The 18,422-nt window shown below is 51.5% G+C and carries 17 protein-coding genes and 3 tRNA genes; 17 read left to right on the forward strand and 3 right to left on the reverse strand.

All coding sequences use genetic code 11. The features are described from left to right. The first annotated feature begins 508 nt into the window (after positions 1-508). From ACN06F_RS03495 to ACN06F_RS03550, 12 genes are all read left to right on the forward strand, one after another. Positions 509-1,543: a glycosyltransferase family 2 protein gene (locus ACN06F_RS03495; RefSeq protein WP_084183659.1), complete on the forward strand. Its 1,035-nt coding sequence runs from the start codon at positions 509-511 to the stop codon at positions 1,541-1,543. Between the two features lie 48 nt (positions 1,544-1,591). Then, complete coding sequence (locus ACN06F_RS03500; protein ID WP_120385693.1) at positions 1,592-2,710, forward strand: NAD-dependent epimerase/dehydratase family protein; 1,119 nt, start codon at positions 1,592-1,594, stop codon at positions 2,708-2,710. After that, entirely contained in the window at positions 2,707-3,483 is a 777-nt protein-coding gene (gene rfbF, locus ACN06F_RS03505) for a glucose-1-phosphate cytidylyltransferase (RefSeq protein ID WP_038481664.1), read from the forward strand. The genes ACN06F_RS03500 and rfbF overlap by 4 nt, the downstream gene beginning before the upstream one ends. Positions 3,484-3,490: 7 nt before the next feature. Then, positions 3,491-4,837, forward strand: a complete 1,347-nt coding sequence (locus ACN06F_RS03510; protein WP_038481667.1) for an NAD(P)H-dependent oxidoreductase — start codon at positions 3,491-3,493, stop codon at positions 4,835-4,837. Between the two features lie 3 nt (positions 4,838-4,840). Next, on the forward strand, positions 4,841-5,389 hold the full coding sequence (rfbC, locus tag ACN06F_RS03515) for a dTDP-4-dehydrorhamnose 3,5-epimerase (RefSeq protein WP_038481670.1): 549 nt from the start codon (positions 4,841-4,843) through the stop codon (positions 5,387-5,389). 16 nt (positions 5,390-5,405) lie between these two features. Beyond that, positions 5,406-5,867: a regulatory protein RecX gene (locus tag ACN06F_RS03520; protein WP_038481672.1), complete on the forward strand. Its 462-nt coding sequence runs from the start codon at positions 5,406-5,408 to the stop codon at positions 5,865-5,867. 169 nt (positions 5,868-6,036) lie between these two features. Next, positions 6,037-8,646: an alanine--tRNA ligase gene (gene alaS / locus ACN06F_RS03525; RefSeq protein ID WP_038481675.1), complete on the forward strand. Its 2,610-nt coding sequence runs from the start codon at positions 6,037-6,039 to the stop codon at positions 8,644-8,646. A gap of 97 nt (positions 8,647-8,743) precedes the next feature. Next, the gene (locus tag ACN06F_RS03530) at positions 8,744-9,994 is read left to right on the forward strand and encodes an aspartate kinase (RefSeq protein ID WP_038481678.1); all 1,251 of its coding nucleotides are present in this window, start codon (positions 8,744-8,746) and stop codon (positions 9,992-9,994) included. Positions 9,995-10,186: 192 nt separating this feature from the next. Then, positions 10,187-10,375, forward strand: coding sequence for a carbon storage regulator CsrA (gene csrA / locus ACN06F_RS03535; RefSeq protein WP_009722197.1), 189 nt, complete (start codon positions 10,187-10,189; stop codon positions 10,373-10,375). Positions 10,376-10,500: 125 nt separating this feature from the next. Beyond that, a tRNA-Ser gene (locus ACN06F_RS03540) sits at positions 10,501-10,593 on the forward strand. A 29-nt stretch (positions 10,594-10,622) separates the two neighbouring features. Next, a tRNA-Arg gene (locus tag ACN06F_RS03545) sits at positions 10,623-10,699 on the forward strand. A 67-nt stretch (positions 10,700-10,766) separates the two neighbouring features. Next, positions 10,767-10,843: transfer RNA gene (locus ACN06F_RS03550), tRNA-Arg, on the forward strand. 153 nt (positions 10,844-10,996) lie between these two features. Here the strand turns inward: ACN06F_RS03550 and ACN06F_RS03555 are convergent. Beyond that, on the reverse strand, positions 10,997-11,995 hold the full coding sequence (locus ACN06F_RS03555) for a tRNA dihydrouridine synthase (RefSeq protein WP_231657289.1): 999 nt from the start codon (positions 11,993-11,995) through the stop codon (positions 10,997-10,999). A 127-nt stretch (positions 11,996-12,122) separates the two neighbouring features. Between ACN06F_RS03555 and ACN06F_RS03560 the strand changes: the two genes are divergently transcribed. The 3 genes from ACN06F_RS03560 (at position 12,123) to ACN06F_RS03570 (ending at position 15,623) form a co-directional block, all read left to right on the forward strand. Continuing rightward, positions 12,123-12,380, forward strand: a complete 258-nt coding sequence (locus tag ACN06F_RS03560) for an OadG family protein (protein WP_089039064.1) — start codon at positions 12,123-12,125, stop codon at positions 12,378-12,380. A gap of 93 nt (positions 12,381-12,473) precedes the next feature. After that, complete coding sequence (oadA, locus tag ACN06F_RS03565; RefSeq protein WP_038481687.1) at positions 12,474-14,288, forward strand: sodium-extruding oxaloacetate decarboxylase subunit alpha; 1,815 nt, start codon at positions 12,474-12,476, stop codon at positions 14,286-14,288. A 12-nt stretch (positions 14,289-14,300) separates the two neighbouring features. After that, positions 14,301-15,623, forward strand: coding sequence for a sodium ion-translocating decarboxylase subunit beta (locus ACN06F_RS03570; RefSeq protein ID WP_038481690.1), 1,323 nt, complete (start codon positions 14,301-14,303; stop codon positions 15,621-15,623). Between the two features lie 117 nt (positions 15,624-15,740). On the opposite strand, the gene ACN06F_RS03575 is transcribed toward ACN06F_RS03570, so the two are convergent. Then, positions 15,741-16,367, reverse strand: coding sequence for an IMPACT family protein (locus ACN06F_RS03575; RefSeq protein WP_038481693.1), 627 nt, complete (start codon positions 16,365-16,367; stop codon positions 15,741-15,743). A gap of 27 nt (positions 16,368-16,394) precedes the next feature. Then, positions 16,395-16,793 carry a LexA family protein gene (locus ACN06F_RS03580; RefSeq protein ID WP_038481696.1) on the reverse strand — a complete coding sequence of 133 codons (399 nt, stop codon included), beginning with the start codon at positions 16,791-16,793 and terminating at the stop codon, positions 16,395-16,397. A gap of 260 nt (positions 16,794-17,053) precedes the next feature. Here ACN06F_RS03580 and ccmA point away from each other — a divergent pair, with 260 nt between their 5' ends. After that, the gene (ccmA, locus tag ACN06F_RS03585) at positions 17,054-17,674 is read left to right on the forward strand and encodes a cytochrome c biogenesis heme-transporting ATPase CcmA (protein ID WP_038481699.1); all 621 of its coding nucleotides are present in this window, start codon (positions 17,054-17,056) and stop codon (positions 17,672-17,674) included. 48 nt (positions 17,675-17,722) lie between these two features. Further along, complete coding sequence (ccmB, locus tag ACN06F_RS03590) at positions 17,723-18,421, forward strand: heme exporter protein CcmB (RefSeq protein WP_172422509.1); 699 nt, start codon at positions 17,723-17,725, stop codon at positions 18,419-18,421. Position 18,422: the final 1 nt, after the last annotated feature.

The raw sequence follows: 18,422 nt of genomic DNA on the forward strand, positions 1-18,422 counted from the left end.
GCTGTTGAGTTAACGCCGTGTGAAGTGGCGATTCAAATACTGTCTCGGCGCGAGTACTCTCGCGCTGAGCTAGTGTGCAAGTTACACCAAAAAAAACATTTCAGCCTGATGAGCTTGCTGCCTGCAGTAGCAAGCTAAATTTGGCGAAAGCCTAGCCTGTGTTTTTAGCATGAAAAAAGGGGTACCTAAAAAGGTGCCCCTTTTGCTTTTCTGCATGAGAAAAATGGTACTGCAAACTAGATTTTTGATCTGGCCATGCGCTTGACAGAAAAAAACATGTCGCTTATTTTTAAATGTAACTTTTAATGTCGTTAGGTTTCAGATTGTAACTTTTGCCGTTGCTACTACGTTTCTATGACGGAGCGTTCGGTGATTGTAGGTTAGGGGCTGCTTATATAATTATAAAAGAATGAAATATAACTTTTCATATGATGGAGAGCCTGGTGGTTAAGTTTAAAGGCTAACCTTTATCGCGAAAAGAAAAAGCTCATCTTTGGGGAAGTGTGCTATGCATAAAGTATTCGCGGTAATCCTTACTTATAATCGAAAGGAACTACTGAAGCGATGTCTCGATGCAGTGTATTCCCAGTGCCGCTCTTGCGATCGTGTCATCGTCATTGATAATGCAAGCAGTGATGGTACCCAAAAGATGTTGTCCGAAAGCAGTTACCCTGGTCTTATGGTACATGTGCTTAAGGATAATATTGGCGCCTCTGGGGGATTTAATGCAGGTATGCATCTCGCCTATCAAGAGGGTGCCGATTTTATTTGGACAATGGACGATGATGTCATACCTGATTCAGACGCACTTCACTTCTTGTTATTAGCCGATGAAGCGCTTAAAGATAAAGGAAAAAAACCAGCTTTTCTTCTTTCTCAGGCCTTCACTGAAAATGGGCTGGTTACTAATACTCCTATTATTAGTCCTTTGAAAAATGCCATTGGTTATCGAGACTGGCACGAGTTGCTTGAACTGGGTGTAGTGGCTGTGCATCGCGCTACTTTCGTTTCAATACTGCTGCCGCGGACTACCTTGGCGCAACATGGCCTGCCAATAACCGCGATGTTCATCTGGGGGGAAGATAGTGAATTTACCTTAAGAGTCACTCAAGACAGCCCCGGTTATGTTGTTGGTATGAGTAAAGTACAACATTTACGCCAAGAAAATGGTCCTATCAGTATTCTTAATGAAACTAATCCAGCGCGTTTTAGGTTATACCGGTACTTTATTCGAAATAAAATTTATATCGCTCGTAAGTATCGCCATTTCCCTAATTATCGCTACCTTATGATTTCAGAGGTTTATCGAGTTTCTCGGTTGTTTTTTATACTTTTATTTAGAGGTGAAATCCGTAAGGCCAAGATAGTTCTGCATGGAATGTTAGAAAGTTTGTGGTTTTATCCTGAGCCTGAAGCTGCAGATACACCTATCGAAAAAATGCAAACTTCCACGTGGAGGTTAGACCAGCTATGCCAAGAGCAAGCTGACGTGAAGAAAAAAACCAGGATAAAAAATAAAAGCAGCTTTAAGACAGGGTCATAAAAACACTTGGTTTAATGACGCTCAGGCGCTAAATGATGGGGTGATATTTTGAAAATCTTGATCGTGGGCAATATGGGGTACGTCGGCTCCGTACTGGTAAGAGAGTTAGCCGCACGCTATCCATCTGCCACTCTTCATGGTTACGACAATGCCTATTTCGCGCACTGCCTCACGGGAGCAGATTTCCTTCCTGAGCGTTATCTCGCCCAACAGTTTTTGGGCGACGTTAGGGATATTCCTGCTGGTTTTTTTGAAGGCTACACGGCCGTGGTGCAACTGGCTGCTATCTCCAATGATCCTATGGGAGACCGTTTCGCTGCCGTAACGGCTGAAGTCAATCAATACGCTACGGTGGCCATGGCCAAAGCAGCGGCTCAAGCGGGAGTAGAAAACTTCGTGTTTGCTTCGAGTTGCAGTATTTATGGCATTGCTCTCGGTGCGCCGCGTTGTGAAGCAGATGCTGTGGCTCCGGTTACCGCCTACGCCTGTTCGAAAATTGCCGCAGAAGAAGCCTTGGCGGGCATCGAGGGGGACATGGTGATTACTAGTTTACGCTTTGCGACTGCTTGTGGAATGTCGGAACGTCTACGCCTGGATTTAGTGCTCAATGATTTTGTTGCCTGCGCGCTTAGCCAGCAGCATATTACCGTGCTTAGCGATGGGTCACCCTGGCGACCCTTGATCGATGTCTCCGACATGGCAAGGGCCATTAGTTGGGCGATACAGCGTAAGCCCGAAAATGGGGGGCGCATCCTCAATATCAATACCGGCTCTAACGAACGCAACCATCAGGTGCGGGATCTAGCGACGGCGGTTGCCCAGGCAATTCCTGGTACCACTCTGAGTATCAATACCCAAGCACCGGCGGACAGCCGTTCCTACCAAGTAGATTTCAGCCTATTCGCTAAGTTAGCACCTGAACATCAGCCAAAAATGACACTTTTGGATTCGATAATGGGGGTGGTTAATGGGCTAAAAGGCATGAAGTTTACTGATGCCCAATTCCGAACCTCACGCTATGTGCGTCTGCATGCGCTACAAGCGCATATCGACGAGGGGCGCCTGTCCGAGAACCTGAGTTGGCAAATTCGTAATGGAGTGACTCCCACTGCTTCGCTGGGCTCTTCCTCGGTTACTTCGATGCCTGAAATGGAGGCTAAGCCATGAAAGTTGCAATTTTTGCGGGAGGGTTTGGCACGCGTTTGAGTGAAGAAACGGCGATTCGTCCAAAGCCTATGGTGGAAGTAGGAGGGCGACCGATTCTTTGGCATATCATGAAAATGTATGCCCATCACGGCTTGAAGGAATTCGTCGTGCTGGGTGGCTATAAGGTTGAGTATATTCGCGACTACTTTCTCAATTATCGCGGTAATCGAACCGACTACACCATTGATCTGAAAACAGGCAAAGTCGCCTGGCTTCAAAGCGTGAACGATGACTGGAAAGTCACCGTGCTGGATACCGGCGCCGATGCCATGACAGGTGGACGGCTTAAGAAGGCCATGCATTTACTGGCGGATGAGCCTTTCTGCTTGACCTATGGCGATGGGCTGAGCGACCTGAATATTACAGCATTGATCGATTCTCATCTGGCCTCAAAAAATTGGTGCACCCTGACGGCAGTAACGCAGCCGGGCCGCTATGGTGCGCTGCGCTTGCAAGAAGGCAATAATCAGGTGGAAGGCTTTCGCGAAAAGGGAGAAATAGATGGTGGCCTGATCAACGGCGGCTTTTTCGTCTGTGAACCGGAAGTATTCGAGACGATTAACGATAGCCAGACCGTATGGGAAAATGAGCCCATGCAGCGAATGATTGAAATGGGCAGGTTGGGATACTTCCATCACAACGGATACTGGCAAAGCATGGATACTCTGCGGGACAAGATGGTGCTTGAGGCCGCTTGGGCGGAAAGCGCTCCCTGGAAGCTTTGGAAGGAATGAATCTCCGATGATTATCGTTGATACAGCACTTGCCAAGCGAGAAGCTCAAGGCAATCCCATTCGAGTAGGAATGATAGGCGCCGGGTTCCAAGCGAGGGGGATCGGCCTACAGATTATGACGGCAACAGCGGGAATGCGTCTTTGCGCTATTGCCAATCGTCACCTGGATGCTGCGGTCAAGGTCTATCAACAAGCCGATATTGAACCAATCGCCTGTGACACTCAGCAGGAGCTTGAAATGGCGATTGCAGCGGGGCGAGCGGCAGTTACTGAGAATGCTGTGGCTCTGGCTCGCGCGGAAGGATTGGATGCGATCATCGAGGTAACCGGTTCGTTGGAGTTCGCCGCACATGTCGTGCTGGCGGCACTTGAAAGTGGTAAAGACGTCATTCAAATGAATGCGGAACTCGACGGCACGATCGGCCCTATTTTAAAAGTGAAGGCTGATGCTGCAGGCGTTATCTATAGTTTTGCCGATGGTGACCAACCAGGCGTACAGATGAATCTCTATCGCTTTGTCGCCGGGCTGGGTGTCAAGCCTGTGCTGTGTGGCAACATCAAGGGACTGCATGACCCTTATCGCAATCCGGCTACCCAGGAAAGTTTTGCTAAACGCTGGGGACAGAAGGCGGCGATGGTGGCGTCTTTTGCCGATGGCACCAAGATTTCGTTTGAACAGGCGATTGTCGCCAATGGTACCGGCATGCGAGTCGCTCAACGCGGCATGCTTGGTCCTGATTTTTCCGGTGGTGTGCCTGGTGGACCCTTAGTACCTATCGAGGAGACGATGTCAGCGTTTGAGCCCTATCTTGATCCGGCAGGGCCGGGGCTGGTGGATTACGTTGTGGGAGCACGGCCTGGGCCGGGTGTGTTCGTGCTGGGTACCATCGATAATCCCCGTCAGCGGCATTATCTCGAGCTCTATAAAATGGGAGAAGGGCCGTATTACTGCTTTTCAACGCCTTATCACCTTTGTCATTTTGAAGTGCCTACGTCCGTTGCGCGAGCAGTGTTGTTCCGTGATCCGGTTTTATCTCCTTTAGGCGGCTCAAGGGTGGGTGTGATCGCTATGGCCAAGAAGACCTTGCATGAGGGCGATAAAATCGAAGAGCTCGGCGGATTCGAGGTCTACGGCATGGCTGAAAATATAGAGGTGATAAGGCGTGAACGGCTACTACCTATCGGTCTAGCACTAGGGTGTCAGGTGGCTGGTCGTGTGGAAAAGGACAAGGCACTGACCTTCGATGATGTGGTTATTCCACCATTGCGCTTGATCGATCGTCTGTATGCTGAACAAGAAGCCATGTTTGCCTTGGAACCCCTATCTGGCACCGCCGCTACTTTTGTGGAGTAAGCCATGCTATTTCATCAAACGAAACTCAAGGATGCCAAGCTGATAGAGCTTGAGGCTCATGGTGATGAGCGGGGTTTTTTTGCTCGGACTATGTGCCGTGCGGAGTTTGAGCGCCATGGTTTGCTGGGCGATTTTGTACAGCAGAATACTTCGTTCTCAGCCAAGAGAGGCACTCTGAGGGGGCTGCATTACCAGCGAGAGCCGCACGCTGAAGCCAAGCTGGTGCGCTGCCTCCGGGGGAGCATTGTTGACGTCATTGTGGATATTCGTGAAGACTCAGAAACCTACCTGCACTATCAGCTGTTCGAGCTGACCGAGGCCAATCGGTATCAGCTTTATGTGCCGCCAGGCTTTGCGCACTCCTTTCAGACGCTGACCGATGATGTTGAAGTTAGCTATCTGGTGTCGGCTGCCTATCATCCCGAGGCTGAAAGCGGTTTGCGCTATAATGATGAGCGTCTCGCGATCGAATGGCCTATCCCGCCCACAGTCGTGTCCGAAAAGGACGCCAATTGGCCATTGATCAGTGAGCGAATTGACGCACTCTTCTAACCGTTGAGAGAACAGTATGTTCCCCCCCAGTAGTGAGTTAACGCCGCGTGAAGTGGCGATTCAAATGCTGTCTCGGCGCGAGTACTCTCGCGCTGAGCTAGCGCGCAAGTTGCAGCAAAAATCATTTCAGCCTGATGAGATTGATGTCTGTCTGAATAGCTTAGAAGAGCAGAATTTACAGTCCGATGAACGTTTTGCTGAAAGCTTTATACGTTCGCGGATTCTTCGTGGGCAAGGGGTTATTCGCATTAAGGGTGAACTGCGCCAGCGGGGCGTAGATCAAGAAACGTCAACGATGGCTTTTGCCGCAGTAGAAGAGCGCGAAGCCGTAGATTGGTTTGAGCTAGCCCGTGATACCTTGGCTCGGCGCTTTTCCTCGCCAGGTGATACTCCCAAAGAGCGTGCTAAACGCGAACGTTTTCTCGCCACACGCGGCTTTAATTTTGAGCAAATCCGCTACGCGTTGTCTTGCTTGTAGCTCCCCTTATATAAGCCTTCTCCGGGTGTTTTTTCACCCACTGTTTTAGTTCTGCCACTAACTGCGGCTTTAGTCGTTTGACAACTGCGTTATAATGTCCCTTTTGCGACCCCAGCGGGTGGCGGCGATAGCGCCCTGGGGCATCATGCTTTCTTGTCACGGATACCCTATGAAAAGCGCAGAGATCAGACAGGCCTTTTTATCTTTTTTTGAAAAGCAGGGGCATACTATTGTGCCCACCAGCTCTCTAGTGCCGGGCAATGACCCGACGCTGCTCTTCACCAATGCAGGCATGGTGCCCTTCAAAGACGTTTTTCTTGGCCGTGACCCGCGACCCTATGTACGCGCCACGTCAGCCCAGCGCTGCGTGCGTGCTGGCGGTAAGCACAACGATCTAGATAACGTTGGCTACACGGCGCGTCACCACACGTTTTTTGAAATGTTGGGTAACTTCAGCTTTGGTGACTACTTTAAGCGTGATGCCATTCGCTTTGCCTGGACATTTCTGACGGAAACGCTGGGCCTGCCCAAAGAGAAGCTCTGGGTAACGGTGCATATCAGTGACGACGAAGCAGAGCGTATCTGGAAAGATGATATCGGCATTGACCCTGAGCGTTTCTCAAAGCTTGATGAAGATAATTTCTGGCAAATGGGCGACACCGGTCCTTGTGGCCCCAGCTCTGAAATCTTTTTTGATCATGGTCCGGAAGTATGGGGCGGCCCGCCTGGCAGCCCTGAAGAAGATGGCGATCGCTACATCGAAATCTGGAACCTAGTGTTCATGCAGTTCGATCGTGATGCCGCTGGAACATTGAATCCGCTGCCTAAGCCTTCCATCGATACGGGAATGGGCTTGGAGCGGGTGGCTGCTGTAATGCAGGGCGTTCACTCCAACTACGAGATCGACCTGTTCCAAAACCTGCTGAAAGCTGCTGCTGAAGCGACAGGCCATGGTGACACCACGACGCCTTCGTTACGCGTGATTGCCGACCATATTCGCTCTTGTGCCTTCTTGATTACAGACGGCGTTCTGCCTTCCAACGAAGGGCGCGGCTATGTGCTACGTCGGATTATTCGCCGGGCGATTCGCCATGGGCATAAACTGGGTGCTTCCGAGCCGTTTTTCCACAAGCTGGTAACCGCACTAGATGCTGAGATGGGCGACGCCTATCCTGAATTGCGTGAAGCGAGTGAACAAATTACCCGCGTGCTGCTTAAAGAAGAAGAGCAGTTTGCTCGCACGCTGGACCACGGCATGGGGCTATTGAATGCGGCGCTTGAAGAGCTACAGGGTGACGTGCTACCTGGCGAAACCGTCTTCAAGCTTTACGATACTTACGGTTTCCCCTTCGACCTGACGGCGGATGTATGCCGTGAGCGTGAAGTCACACTGGATGAAGCCGGTTTTCAGCGCGAGTTAGAAGCGCAACGTGAACGTGCGCGGGCGGCCAGCCAGTTTGGCGCTGACTACAGCGCTGCTATTGACCTGGAGGGGGAAACCCAGTTTACCGGTTACGAACACCTGGCCGACCAAGCGACAGTTACTGCCATCGTGGATAGCGAAGGTAATGCGTTAGCGGCTCTGGAAGCTGGCCAGAAAGGCACCGTTGTACTGGACCGTACGCCATTCTATGGTGAATCGGGCGGCCAGGTGGGCGACACCGGTTACTTATATGTTGATGGCGGTCGCTTCCAGGTAACCGACACGCAGAAACAGAGTGGCCACCACCTTCACCAGGGGATTATGGTCGATGGCGCGCTGAGCGTCGGCGCTAACGTGCGAGGCGAGGTGGATGCCAGCTTGCGTAGCGCGACCATCCGTAATCACTCGGCGACTCACTTGCTGCATAAAGCACTGCGTATGGTGCTGGGTGACCATGTTCAGCAAAAAGGCTCACTGGTAAACGCAGAGCGCCTGCGCTTTGACTTTAGCCACTTCGAGCCGATGACCGTAGAGCAATTAGCGGAAGTTGAGCGTCTGGTAAATGAGCAGATCTTAGCGAATGCACCGACCAAGACAGAGCAGATGAGCCTCGCAGAAGCAAAAGCCAAAGGGGCTGCCGCGCTGTTTGAAGCAAAGTATGCTGATAACGTGCGGGTATTGACCATTGGTGCTGACGACTTCTCTATCGAGCTGTGCGGTGGTACTCACGTGAACCGAAGCGGCGATATTGGTTGTTGCCATGTGGTGAGCGAAGTAGGTATCGCTTCTGGCGTGCGTCGTATTGAGGCGATTACCGGTGAAAATGCGCTGGCTTATTTCCGTGAGCAGGAGGCGCGTGTTCAGCGGTTAGGTGAGCGACTGAAAACCAAACCCGAGCAAGTGGAAGCTCGGGTTGAATCACTGGTTGAGCGTAACCGTGCGCTGGAAAAAGAACTTGAGCAACTGAAAGCGAAGCTGGCAAGCGCTGCGGGCAGTGACATGCTTAGCCAGGTGCAAGAAATTAACGGTATTAATTTACTAGTCACCCAACTTGAGGGTGTTTCCGGTAAAGAGTTGCGTGGCGTACTTGATCAGCTGAAAAACAAGCTTGGCTCTGGCGTCATCTTGCTTGGGGTTGCGGATACTGCGGCAGGTAAAGTGAGCTTGATTGCCGGGGTTACCCAAGACTTAGTGGGTCGCGTTAAGGCAGGTGAGCTAGTTAATCATGTCGCTTCGCAAGTAGGCGGTAAAGGTGGTGGCCGCCCAGATATGGCTCAAGCGGGTGGAAGTTTACCTGATGCCTTGCCTGCGGCATTAAGCAGCGTACCGGCTTGGTTGGAAAATACGCTTAGCTAATTACAAAGGCCGGTGGCACTATTTGCTACCGGCTTTTTGTTAAATAGTAATAACAATACTCACTCTCCATTCCCGAACCTATAGGAAAAAACGGCATATGGCATTATACGTACAGAAGTTCGGCGGCACCTCGGTGGGCTCTGTCGACCGTATCAAGGCCGTGGCGGAAAAGGTTAAAGGCTTTCGCGACCAAGGCCACCAAGTTGTAGTGGTGGTGTCCGCGATGAGCGGAGAGACCAATCGCCTGACCGATATGGCAAACGCAATCAATGAAGACCCAGCACCACGCGAAATGGATATGCTGCTCTCTACCGGTGAGCAGGTAACTATTTCGCTGTTGGCAATGGCGCTTCAGCAAATTGGAGTTTCTGCCACTTCCCATACGGGTGCCCAAGTCGGCATTCATACCGATAGCGCCTACACCAAAGCGCGTATTCAGCGCATTGAAACTGATGACCTGAAATCTGATCTTGATGACGGGAAAGTAGTTGTGGTGGCTGGTTTCCAAGGTGTTGATGAAGACGGCAACATTACGACGCTTGGACGTGGTGGTTCAGATACCACGGGTGTTGCGCTTGCTGCAGCGCTTGGTGCTGATGAGTGCCAGATATACACCGATGTTGATGGTGTTTACACCACTGACCCTCGCGTGTGTTCCAAGGCTCAGCGCCTTGAGAGCATTACCGTCGAAGAAATGCTTGAGCTCGCAAGCCTAGGCTCCAAAGTTCTACAGATTCGCGCCGTCGAATTTGCTGGTAAGTACAACGTACCACTTCGCGTGCTGTCGAGCTTTGAAGATGGCCCCGGCACTCTAATTGTTGCAGACGCAGACCAAGACGAGGACTCTATGGAAGAACCGCTAATCTCCGGTATCGCTTTTACTAAAAATGAAGCTAAATTAACCCTGTTGAATACGCCTGATGTGCCAGGTGTAGCGTCGCGTATTCTTGGTCCTATCGCCGATGCCAATATCGAAGTCGATATGATTGTGCAAAACGTAGCACCTGCTGGTGATTACACTGACTTCACCTTTACGGTAGCCAAAGGCGATTACAAAGCAACGAAGAAATTGCTTGAAGAGACAGTAATTCCTGACTTGGGCGGCGGCGAACTACGTGGCGATGACAACATTGCAAAAGTATCGCTTGTAGGGGTTGGTATGCGCTCTCATGCCGGTGTTGCTTCTAAAATGTTTCGTGTTTTGGCAGATGAAAACGTCAATATCCGTATGGTTTCAACCTCGGAAATTAAAATTTCCGTTGTCATTGATGAAAAGCATATGGAGCTTGCGGTTAACGCCTTGCACAAAGCATTCGGTTTAGATAAGTCTGATATCGAATCTGAATAACAATTATGCGCTAAACCTTCTACGCTGAAGAGGACTTGCTGCCGTGTGGTGGTGAGCTTCCTTTCAACGGGAGGTTAAGGTGTCATAGGGGCTTGAGCCATTGGTGGTGGCGGCACCATGCCGCATAATAGCGTGGTGCCGCTTTGAGCGGACACATCCCGTTGTATAAAACGTCTGAGAAGGAGATCAGCCATGCTCATCCTAACCCGCCGTGTCGGCGAAACACTGATGATAGGTGATGAAATCACCGTTACAGTGCTAGGTGTGAAAGGTAATCAAGTGCGCATTGGTGTTAACGCACCAAAAGACGTGGCGGTTCACCGCGAAGAGATTTACCAGCGCATTCAGCGTGAACGCAACAGCGAAAGCGAATCTGAGTAAATGGCCGTTTGTGCTGCGCTCATTACAGGGCGCTTAAGCGGTAACTGCGGGGCGGTGCGAAAAAAAATCGGCATAAGACTGGACAGCAGTCATCAAAATCGGTAATATTCGCGCCGTGCCGTTGAGGAGAGGTGGCCGAGTGGCTGAAGGCGCTCCCCTGCTAAGGGAGTATAGGGTTTATAGCCCTATCGAGGGTTCGAATCCCTCTCTCTCCGCCAACTGCATAAAGCAACATCAATTTGGATAAGCGCCCGTAGCTCAGCTGGATAGAGTACCTGACTACGAATCAGGGGGTCGGAGGTTCGAATCCTCCCGGGCGCGCCAGCTTGAATTTAGAAGTTATTGATGTTACTATGTTTTTGCTCACGTAAGTGATGTTAAAAACTGTTAAGCGCCCGTAGCTCAGCTGGATAGAGTACCTGACTACGAATCAGGGGGTCGGAGGTTCGAATCCTCCCGGGCGCGCCAAATTCGAAAAACCCGCTTTCAACAGAAAGCGGGTTTTCTTATTTCTAGCCTGACCATAGTAGCTCGTGCTTTGGTCTTGAGATCGTTTAAAGCGTCCCCGCACAGCGGCCGGGCGCTTTTTTTTTGTGCTACTAACCTAATGCCGAAAACGACTTATGCGGGCTCGCAGCAAAGTGATGTGCTGGGAATCAGGTTGTTAAGCAGCGTGTCGAGATCCGTAAGGCGTTTCAGGCGATGAAAGTGTTGGTTCGCTTCGCTATTGCCTTGGCGCATTTGTGCTAGCCACTGCTTGACGAGTGACACGACTACTCGATCTGGCAGTTGTCGCCGCTGTAAGTCGGCGTATCGCTTTAGAACGTTGGCGCGCATTGTCCAGGTAGTGTCAGGGAGGCGCTCTCCTGTGCGCTGCCAGTGGCGTATGCGAGCTGCAAGCCATGGGTCCGAGAGGGCGCTACGGCCAAGCATAACATCCTCGCAACCTGATAGAGTGCGAGCCTTCCAGTAGTCCTCTAATGTCCAAATATCGCCGTTCGCAACGACAGGGATCGATACTTGATGGCGAACTTTGCCAATCCACTCCCAGTGCGCAGGCGGGCGATAGCCTTCATCTCGTGTGCGGCCGTGGACAACAAGCTGTGCAGCGCCGCCAGCTTCTGTGGCCTGGGCACAAGCGACTGCTAAGCGACGATCAGAAAAGCCAAGGCGGATTTTAGCCGTCACTGGAATTTCGCCGTCTAATGCTTCAGCGACCGCTTTTACGGCGCGATAAACGCGATCTGGCTGGCGAAGTAGTGATGCACCACCATCATGACGATTGACCAGTTTGGCGGGGCAGCCAAAGTTAAGGTCAATGCTGATAGCGCCCAGCGAGAGTGCCTGTTGCGCATTGCTGGCTAGTGCCACAGGGTCTGATCCCAAAAGCTGTAAATGCACAGGAACGCCGCTAGGGGTGGCGACGCTGCCTGCTGACAGTTCGGGGCAATGTTTATAGAACACGCGAGGTGGGAGTCGTGCGTCGACCACCCTGACAAACTCAGTCACTGCCCAGTCAAAACCTGCCTGCTGAGTCAGTAAATCACGCGTTAAGGCGTCGATGACACCTTCCATAGGCGCTAGGCCTATCCTGCCTTTATGTAGTAAATTAACAACCATGACTTCCACTATGGCGCGATTGCAATCTATCCTGGATGTGGCAGGTTAGTGTATTAGCCTCACTGCGCCAAGCGCCTTTAGAGGCTATTGGTGTGCCGAAAAGCATTTGAAAGAGGGGGAATGCGGTATGCAAGAGTCAGAGTTGCTCCAGGAAGGGCTTGCCCTTATGGGGTTGGGTATGGGTTTTGTATTTGTTTTTCTTACGGTTTTGGTAATTAGCGTTACGCTAATGTCGAAGTTGATTAGCCGTTTTCAGCCTGCTCCTATAGCAGCGCCAAGCGGCCGAAATAATGCAAAACCATCTGCACCGAAAGGCCAGGATGATGAAGTCAGGGCAGTGATTAGTGCTGCAGTGCACCGTTATCGTTCTTCGCGCCGTAAGTAAGGCCCTAGTTTTGTAGCTATCCTACCGCTCAATTACTATTTATTTTGTTAAATTTACTACAAATCCATAACGTGAAAATTGTGAGCCACGACCATGAATGAAACAAAACGTCCTCTGGGGATCACTGATGTTGTTCTTCGCGATGCCCATCAATCGCTGTTTGCCACCCGTTTGCGTCTTGATGACATGCTGCCGATTGCCGAAAAACTCGACAATGTTGGCTATTGGTCATTAGAGACTTGGGGTGGAGCAACGTTTGATTCATGCATTCGCTATTTGGGTGAAGACCCTTGGGAGCGTATTCGGGCACTGAAAGAGGCGATGCCGAATACACCTCAAGCGATGTTGTTGCGTGGCCAAAACTTATTAGGCTATCGCCACTACGCCGATGACGTGGTTGATAAGTTTGTCGAGCGCGCCAAGACCAACGGGGTTGATGTGTTCCGCGTATTTGACGCGATGAATGACCCGCGCAATCTTGAGCGTGCCATCAAAGCGGTTCGCCAAGTAGGTGGACATGCGCAAGGCACTATCTCTTATACGGTTAGCCCGGTACATACCCTGGATAGCTGGGTAGAGCTTGCTAAAACCATTGCCGCAATGGGTGCTGACTCGCTGGCTATCAAGGATATGGCGGGGCTTCTGACGCCTTATATTGCCTATGACCTTGTCACGCGGTTGAAAAAAGAGCTGTCTATTCCCGTTCACTTGCATTGTCATGCTACTACTGGGTTGTCGACCTCGACAATTTTGAAAGCCGTCGAGGCGGGGATCGATAATGTCGATACTGCGATCTCTTCCATGTCCATGACGTATGGCCATAGTCCGACTGAATCTGTCGTGGCCATGCTCAAAGATACCGATCGCGATACCGGTCTTGACCTGGAGTTGTTGGAAGATATCGCCAGCTATTTCCGTGAAGTGCGCAAAAAGTATGCGGCGTTTGAAGGTTCGTTGCGCGGTATTGACTCACGCATTTTGATTGCCCAGGTGCCTGGCGGCATGCTCACCAACATGGAAGGCCAGCTTAAAGAGCAGGGCGCCGGCGATAAGCTTGACGATGTGTTGAATGAAATCCCCCGCGTACGCGAAGACCTTGGCTTTATTCCGCTGGTGACGCCAACTTCCCAGATTGTGGGTACCCAAGCAGTGATGAACGTGATGATGGGTGAGCGTTACAAGTCCATCTCCAAAGAAGTTCAGGCGCTGCTAAAAGGTGAGTACGGCTCCGCGCCCGCGCCGTTTAATGCAGAGCTGCAAAAACGCGTGCTCGAAGGTGGTGAACCGATCACCTGTCGCCCGGCAGATAACCTGTCACCAGAAATGGACCGACTAGCGACCGAGCTTAAAGAGAAGGCGAGCGCAGACAGCATTCGTATTGCCAGCGGCGAGCAGACAGTAGACGACGTGCTGACCTACGCACTGTTCCCGCAAATTGGTCTGAAATTCCTTAAAAACCGTGACAACCCGGATGCCTTCGAACCTGCCCCCCAAGTGGCTGAAGCGAAAAGCACTAACGTACCAGCAAAAGCCGAAAGCAAAGCGCCAGTGGTCTCGAGTGGCCCGGAAACGTACACCGTTAAGCTCAATGGCAAAGCGTTTGTAGTGGAAGTGTCTGAAGGTGGCGAGATAGGCGCGGTGCAGGAACAGGCGGCAGTGAGTACTAACGCACCCAAAGAGGAAACGTCTGCACCTAGTGGAGAAAGCATTGATGCACCGCTTGCTGGCAATATCTTCAAGGTCAATGTACGCCCTGGTGACCAAGTAGCGGATGGCGATGTGGTGATTATTTTGGAAGCCATGAAAATGGAAACCGAAGTGCGCGCCAGTAGTGCCGGTACCGTATCGAAAGTTAACGTCAGCGAGGGTGACAGCGTCGCCGTTGGCGATTCGCTGATCGAGCTTTAAGGGCATTTGGCAATGGAAAAACTAATTACCTTATGGGAGGGCTCGGGGCTTTATAACCTTGAGCTTGGTCAGGCGGCCATGATTTTGGTAGGGCTTGGGCTGCTCTATCTTGCCATTCACAAGAAGTTTGAGCCGTTGCTGCTGGTGCCAATTGGGTTTGGCGGCATTCTTGCCAATATCCCTGAGGCGGGCTTGGCAATCTCAGCGCTCGACCAAGCGATTGAGGTGGCAAAACCTGCTGTGCTGCAGCAGATAGCTTCCGTACTGGGCGCTACCCTTGATCCATTAAGTGGTGTGGAAGCTTGGCGAGAGTCGCTTAAAGCGATTGCCCACGACGCAGCGGCTCCCGATCAATTACGTGCGGCAAAGGATATTGCGGTTGGCGTAGGTTATAGCGATGGGATGCTCTATAACTTCTACAAAGTAGCGATTGCCTCTGGTATTGCGCCACTGATTATCTTTATGGGCGTGGGGGCCATGACCGACTTCGGCCCGTTGTTGGCTAACCCGCGGACGCTCTTTTTAGGAGCGGCTGCTCAGTTTGGCATTTTTGCCACACTGTTTGGTGCTGTGATGCTGACCTCGCTGGGGGTGATGGACTTTTCGCTTAATCAAGCGGCTGCCATTGGTATTATCGGCGGTGCTGATGGTCCAACGTCTATTTATGTATCAAGCGTATTGGCTCCTGAGTTGCTGGGTGCTATCGCAGTGGCGGCGTACGCCTACATGGCGTTGGTGCCGCTGATTCAACCCCCGATTATGCGTCTGCTGACCACCCAGAAAGAGCGTCAAATTAAGATGACGCAACTGCGTCCGGTATCCAAGCTGGAAAAGATCGTTTTCCCGCTGATGTTATTGATTGCCGTCGCGCTTTTCCTGCCTGATGCAGCGCCGCTATTAGGGATGTTCTGCTTTGGTAATTTGATGCGAGAGTGCGGTGTGGTTGAGCGCTTATCGGATACAGCGCAAAACGCTCTGATCAATATCGTGACGATTATCTTAGGACTATCGGTTGGTTCCAAGCTGATGGCAGATAGCTTTCTGGCATTCGAAACGCTGGGTATCTTGGGCTTGGGTATTGTGGCGTTTGGTATTGGCACGGCCGCAGGCGTGTTGATGGCGAAGTTGATGAACCTGGTCAGCAAAATGCCGATTAATCCGCTGATTGGTGCCGCAGGTGTTTCGGCAGTGCCGATGGCCGCGCGAGTGGCTAATAAGGTTGGCTTGGAGTCGAACCCGCATAACTTCCTGCTGATGCATGCCATGGGCCCTAATGTGGCAGGTGTTATCGGTTCTGCCGTTGCGGCGGGTGTGATGATTAAATATTTAGGTTAGAACCCGCTAGCAGTGCCATTGCGCAGTTATTGTTACGTGATGGTTAGCGACTAAAACGCGGCTTACCGAGCAATTGCTCGCGTAAGTCGCGTTTTTTTGTCAGAGATACCAATGATCTTATTGTGGCGGCACTTTTTGAATATCGAGTGCTGTCTTTAGGCGATTTTCAAGCGTAGCGAAATTTAAGGCCTCATCTCTTGGCCAGCCAATCGTGAGGCATACGCCGCTGCCATCGTACTCTGCCTGTTGGATGGGGATTTTCTGCTCGTCACACCAAGCGCGCGCGACTGCTTCATGGGCAAAGTTGACACGCAGTTGGTAGTTATCCCGTTCGACGACTTCGCGTGTAGGTAATGTTTCAATCCCAGCGTTAACCGACTGTGCGTAAGCCCGGGCAAGACCACCAGTGCCCAACTTAGTGCCGCCAAAGTAACGAATCACCACGCAGCCTATTTCACCCATCTGGCTACCGAGCAAGGCTTGATACATGGGTCTGCCTGCTGTGCCGCCGGGTTCACCATCATCAGAGAACCCTATGTGCGTTTGCTCTCCTGGCGGGCCCGCAATAAAGGCCGTGCAGTGATGACTTGCGTTGGGGTGAGCGGTTTTTGCTGCCTGCAGCATTGCATAATAGTCAGCTGTGCTGGGTGCATGGCATATCCACGTGAGGAAACGACTTTTTTCAACCTCAATTTCAGCGGTATGCCATGTGGCGGGTGCTAGGTCTGGAACTCGGTAACGCAATCGATGCTCCCTAAAGCGGGTGGCGAATTAGTGGTGCCGAGTGTTGTTAGCGCCATGCTCGACGCCCATCACCATTCCCAGCACTTGAATATCACAATTATGCAGGAAGACGGCAGGCATGGCTGCATCTTCGGGCCATAAGTGAACGCCAAGTCGACTAATTGAAAGTTGCTTTAGGGCAACTTCTCGCTGGTTAATCGTCGCGATAGCGGTTTCTTGATGGCTACCGTGCTGATAACGGCGAATAATGATGACATCGCCGTCGAATAGATTGCATTCACGCATTCTGTTGCCACGCACGCGAAGCGCATACGTGTTGCGCCGCGTTACACGAGGTGCCGAATAAATAGGGCGACCTGTATTCGACGCTGTTTGAGATAGCGCATGTTGAGTTATGTTCAAGGGTGTTGGCATTGTCATCGTCATGCAGTTTTCTCCAATGCAGCGCCCGCTCCCTAGGCGTGTAATTGAGCAGATTGCTGTGTTTATAATCGGTAGTGTTTTTTCATACAGTGTTTGTAGTATAGACCTGTTTTTGCATACAGTGCTAGTGCTCTGCATTGTCTATTGTTCTTAAGCGAAGATTGGTTGAAATGTGATGCGACCCCAGACCGCAGAGAGCGACTGGCGAGAAAGGGGCTTTCCGTGTAGAGTTCGACGCAAAATCTACGTGCCTGGAGATATCCTTGAGCCTCTGCCTACAAGCCCGACAGCTAGCCTGTGAACGCGATGATCGTTGGCTGTTTGAGGGGCTAGATCTTGATATTCAACGTGGCGAAATAGTACGCATCGAAGGCCCTAACGGGAGCGGAAAAACGACACTGTTGAAAATTCTCTCAGGCCAGTTGAGCGACTACCATGGCGACATTTATTGGAATGGCGACTCAATGCGCAAGGTGCGTGAACATTTTCTCGCCAATCTACTCTATTTAGGACATGCCCCTGGCATAAAAGCGGGTCTTTCTCCGCTGGAAAACTTAGCGTGGTACCAAGCGCTTAGCGGCGAAAAAGGCGACGATTGTCAGCGTGAAAAAGCGCTGGAACAGGTTGGGCTGAGTGGCTTTGAGGATGTACCCGCAGGGCAGCTTTCTGCTGGACAGCAGCGGCGAATTGCCCTTGCGAGACTGACGCTTACTAAGCGGGCATTGTGGGTCCTGGATGAACCTTTTACAGCAATTGATCGCCACGGAGTGGCAGCACTAGAAGCGCAGCTTGTTGCGCATGCCAACGCGGGAGGCTGTGTGTTAGTGACGACACATCATGAGTTAACCGCATCATCCGTGCTTAGGCGCGTTCAACTGGGGTAGAAGGAGACAGTGTTGCCAAGCTCACACGCCACGACAGGCATCCCAGAAATGTCGATGCATGCGCCTTCCGGTGGGCTCATGGTTGCCATTAGTGCCACCTTTAAGCGAGATCTAACGCTGTTGCTACGTCGTCGTGGTGAAGTGCTTAACCCATTGGTGTTCTTTGCCTTAGTGATTACGCTCTTTCCGATCGGCATTTCACCTGATCCCCAGTTACTGGCAGAAATAGCGCCTGGGTTGCTGTGGGTGGCGGCATTGCTAGCGGCATTGCTTTCTCTGGATAGTCTGTTCCGGAGCGACTACGACGACGGCAGTTTGGAGCAGCTACTGTTAGCCCCTCAGCCGCTGGCGGCGCTTAGCCTTGCCAAAGTTGCTGTTCACTGGCTGCTGACAGGACTGCCTTTGGCACTTATGGCGCCGATTTTAGGTATCATGTTGGCACTTCCTGCCGGTAGTTACATGGTTTTAGCGCTATCGCTGGCATTAGGAACCGCAAGCCTCAGCTTGATTGGTGCGATTGGCGCCGCGCTGACCGTCGGATTAGCTCGCGGCGGTGTATTGCTGTCACTGCTGGTGCTGCCGCTCTATATTCCAGTGCTTATTTTTGGTGCTGGCGCCGTGCAGGCCGCTATTTTAGGCGATGGTATCGCGGCGCATCTGGCTATTTTGGGCGCACTTTTAGCGATTTCGTTAATGCTAGCACCTTGGGCTATTGCCGCCTCGCTACGCATCAGCATCAACGGTTAAA

The organism is Vreelandella sp. 21, from assembly GCF_050995515.1.
Taxonomy (GTDB): domain Bacteria; phylum Pseudomonadota; class Gammaproteobacteria; order Pseudomonadales; family Halomonadaceae; genus Vreelandella; species Vreelandella alkaliphila.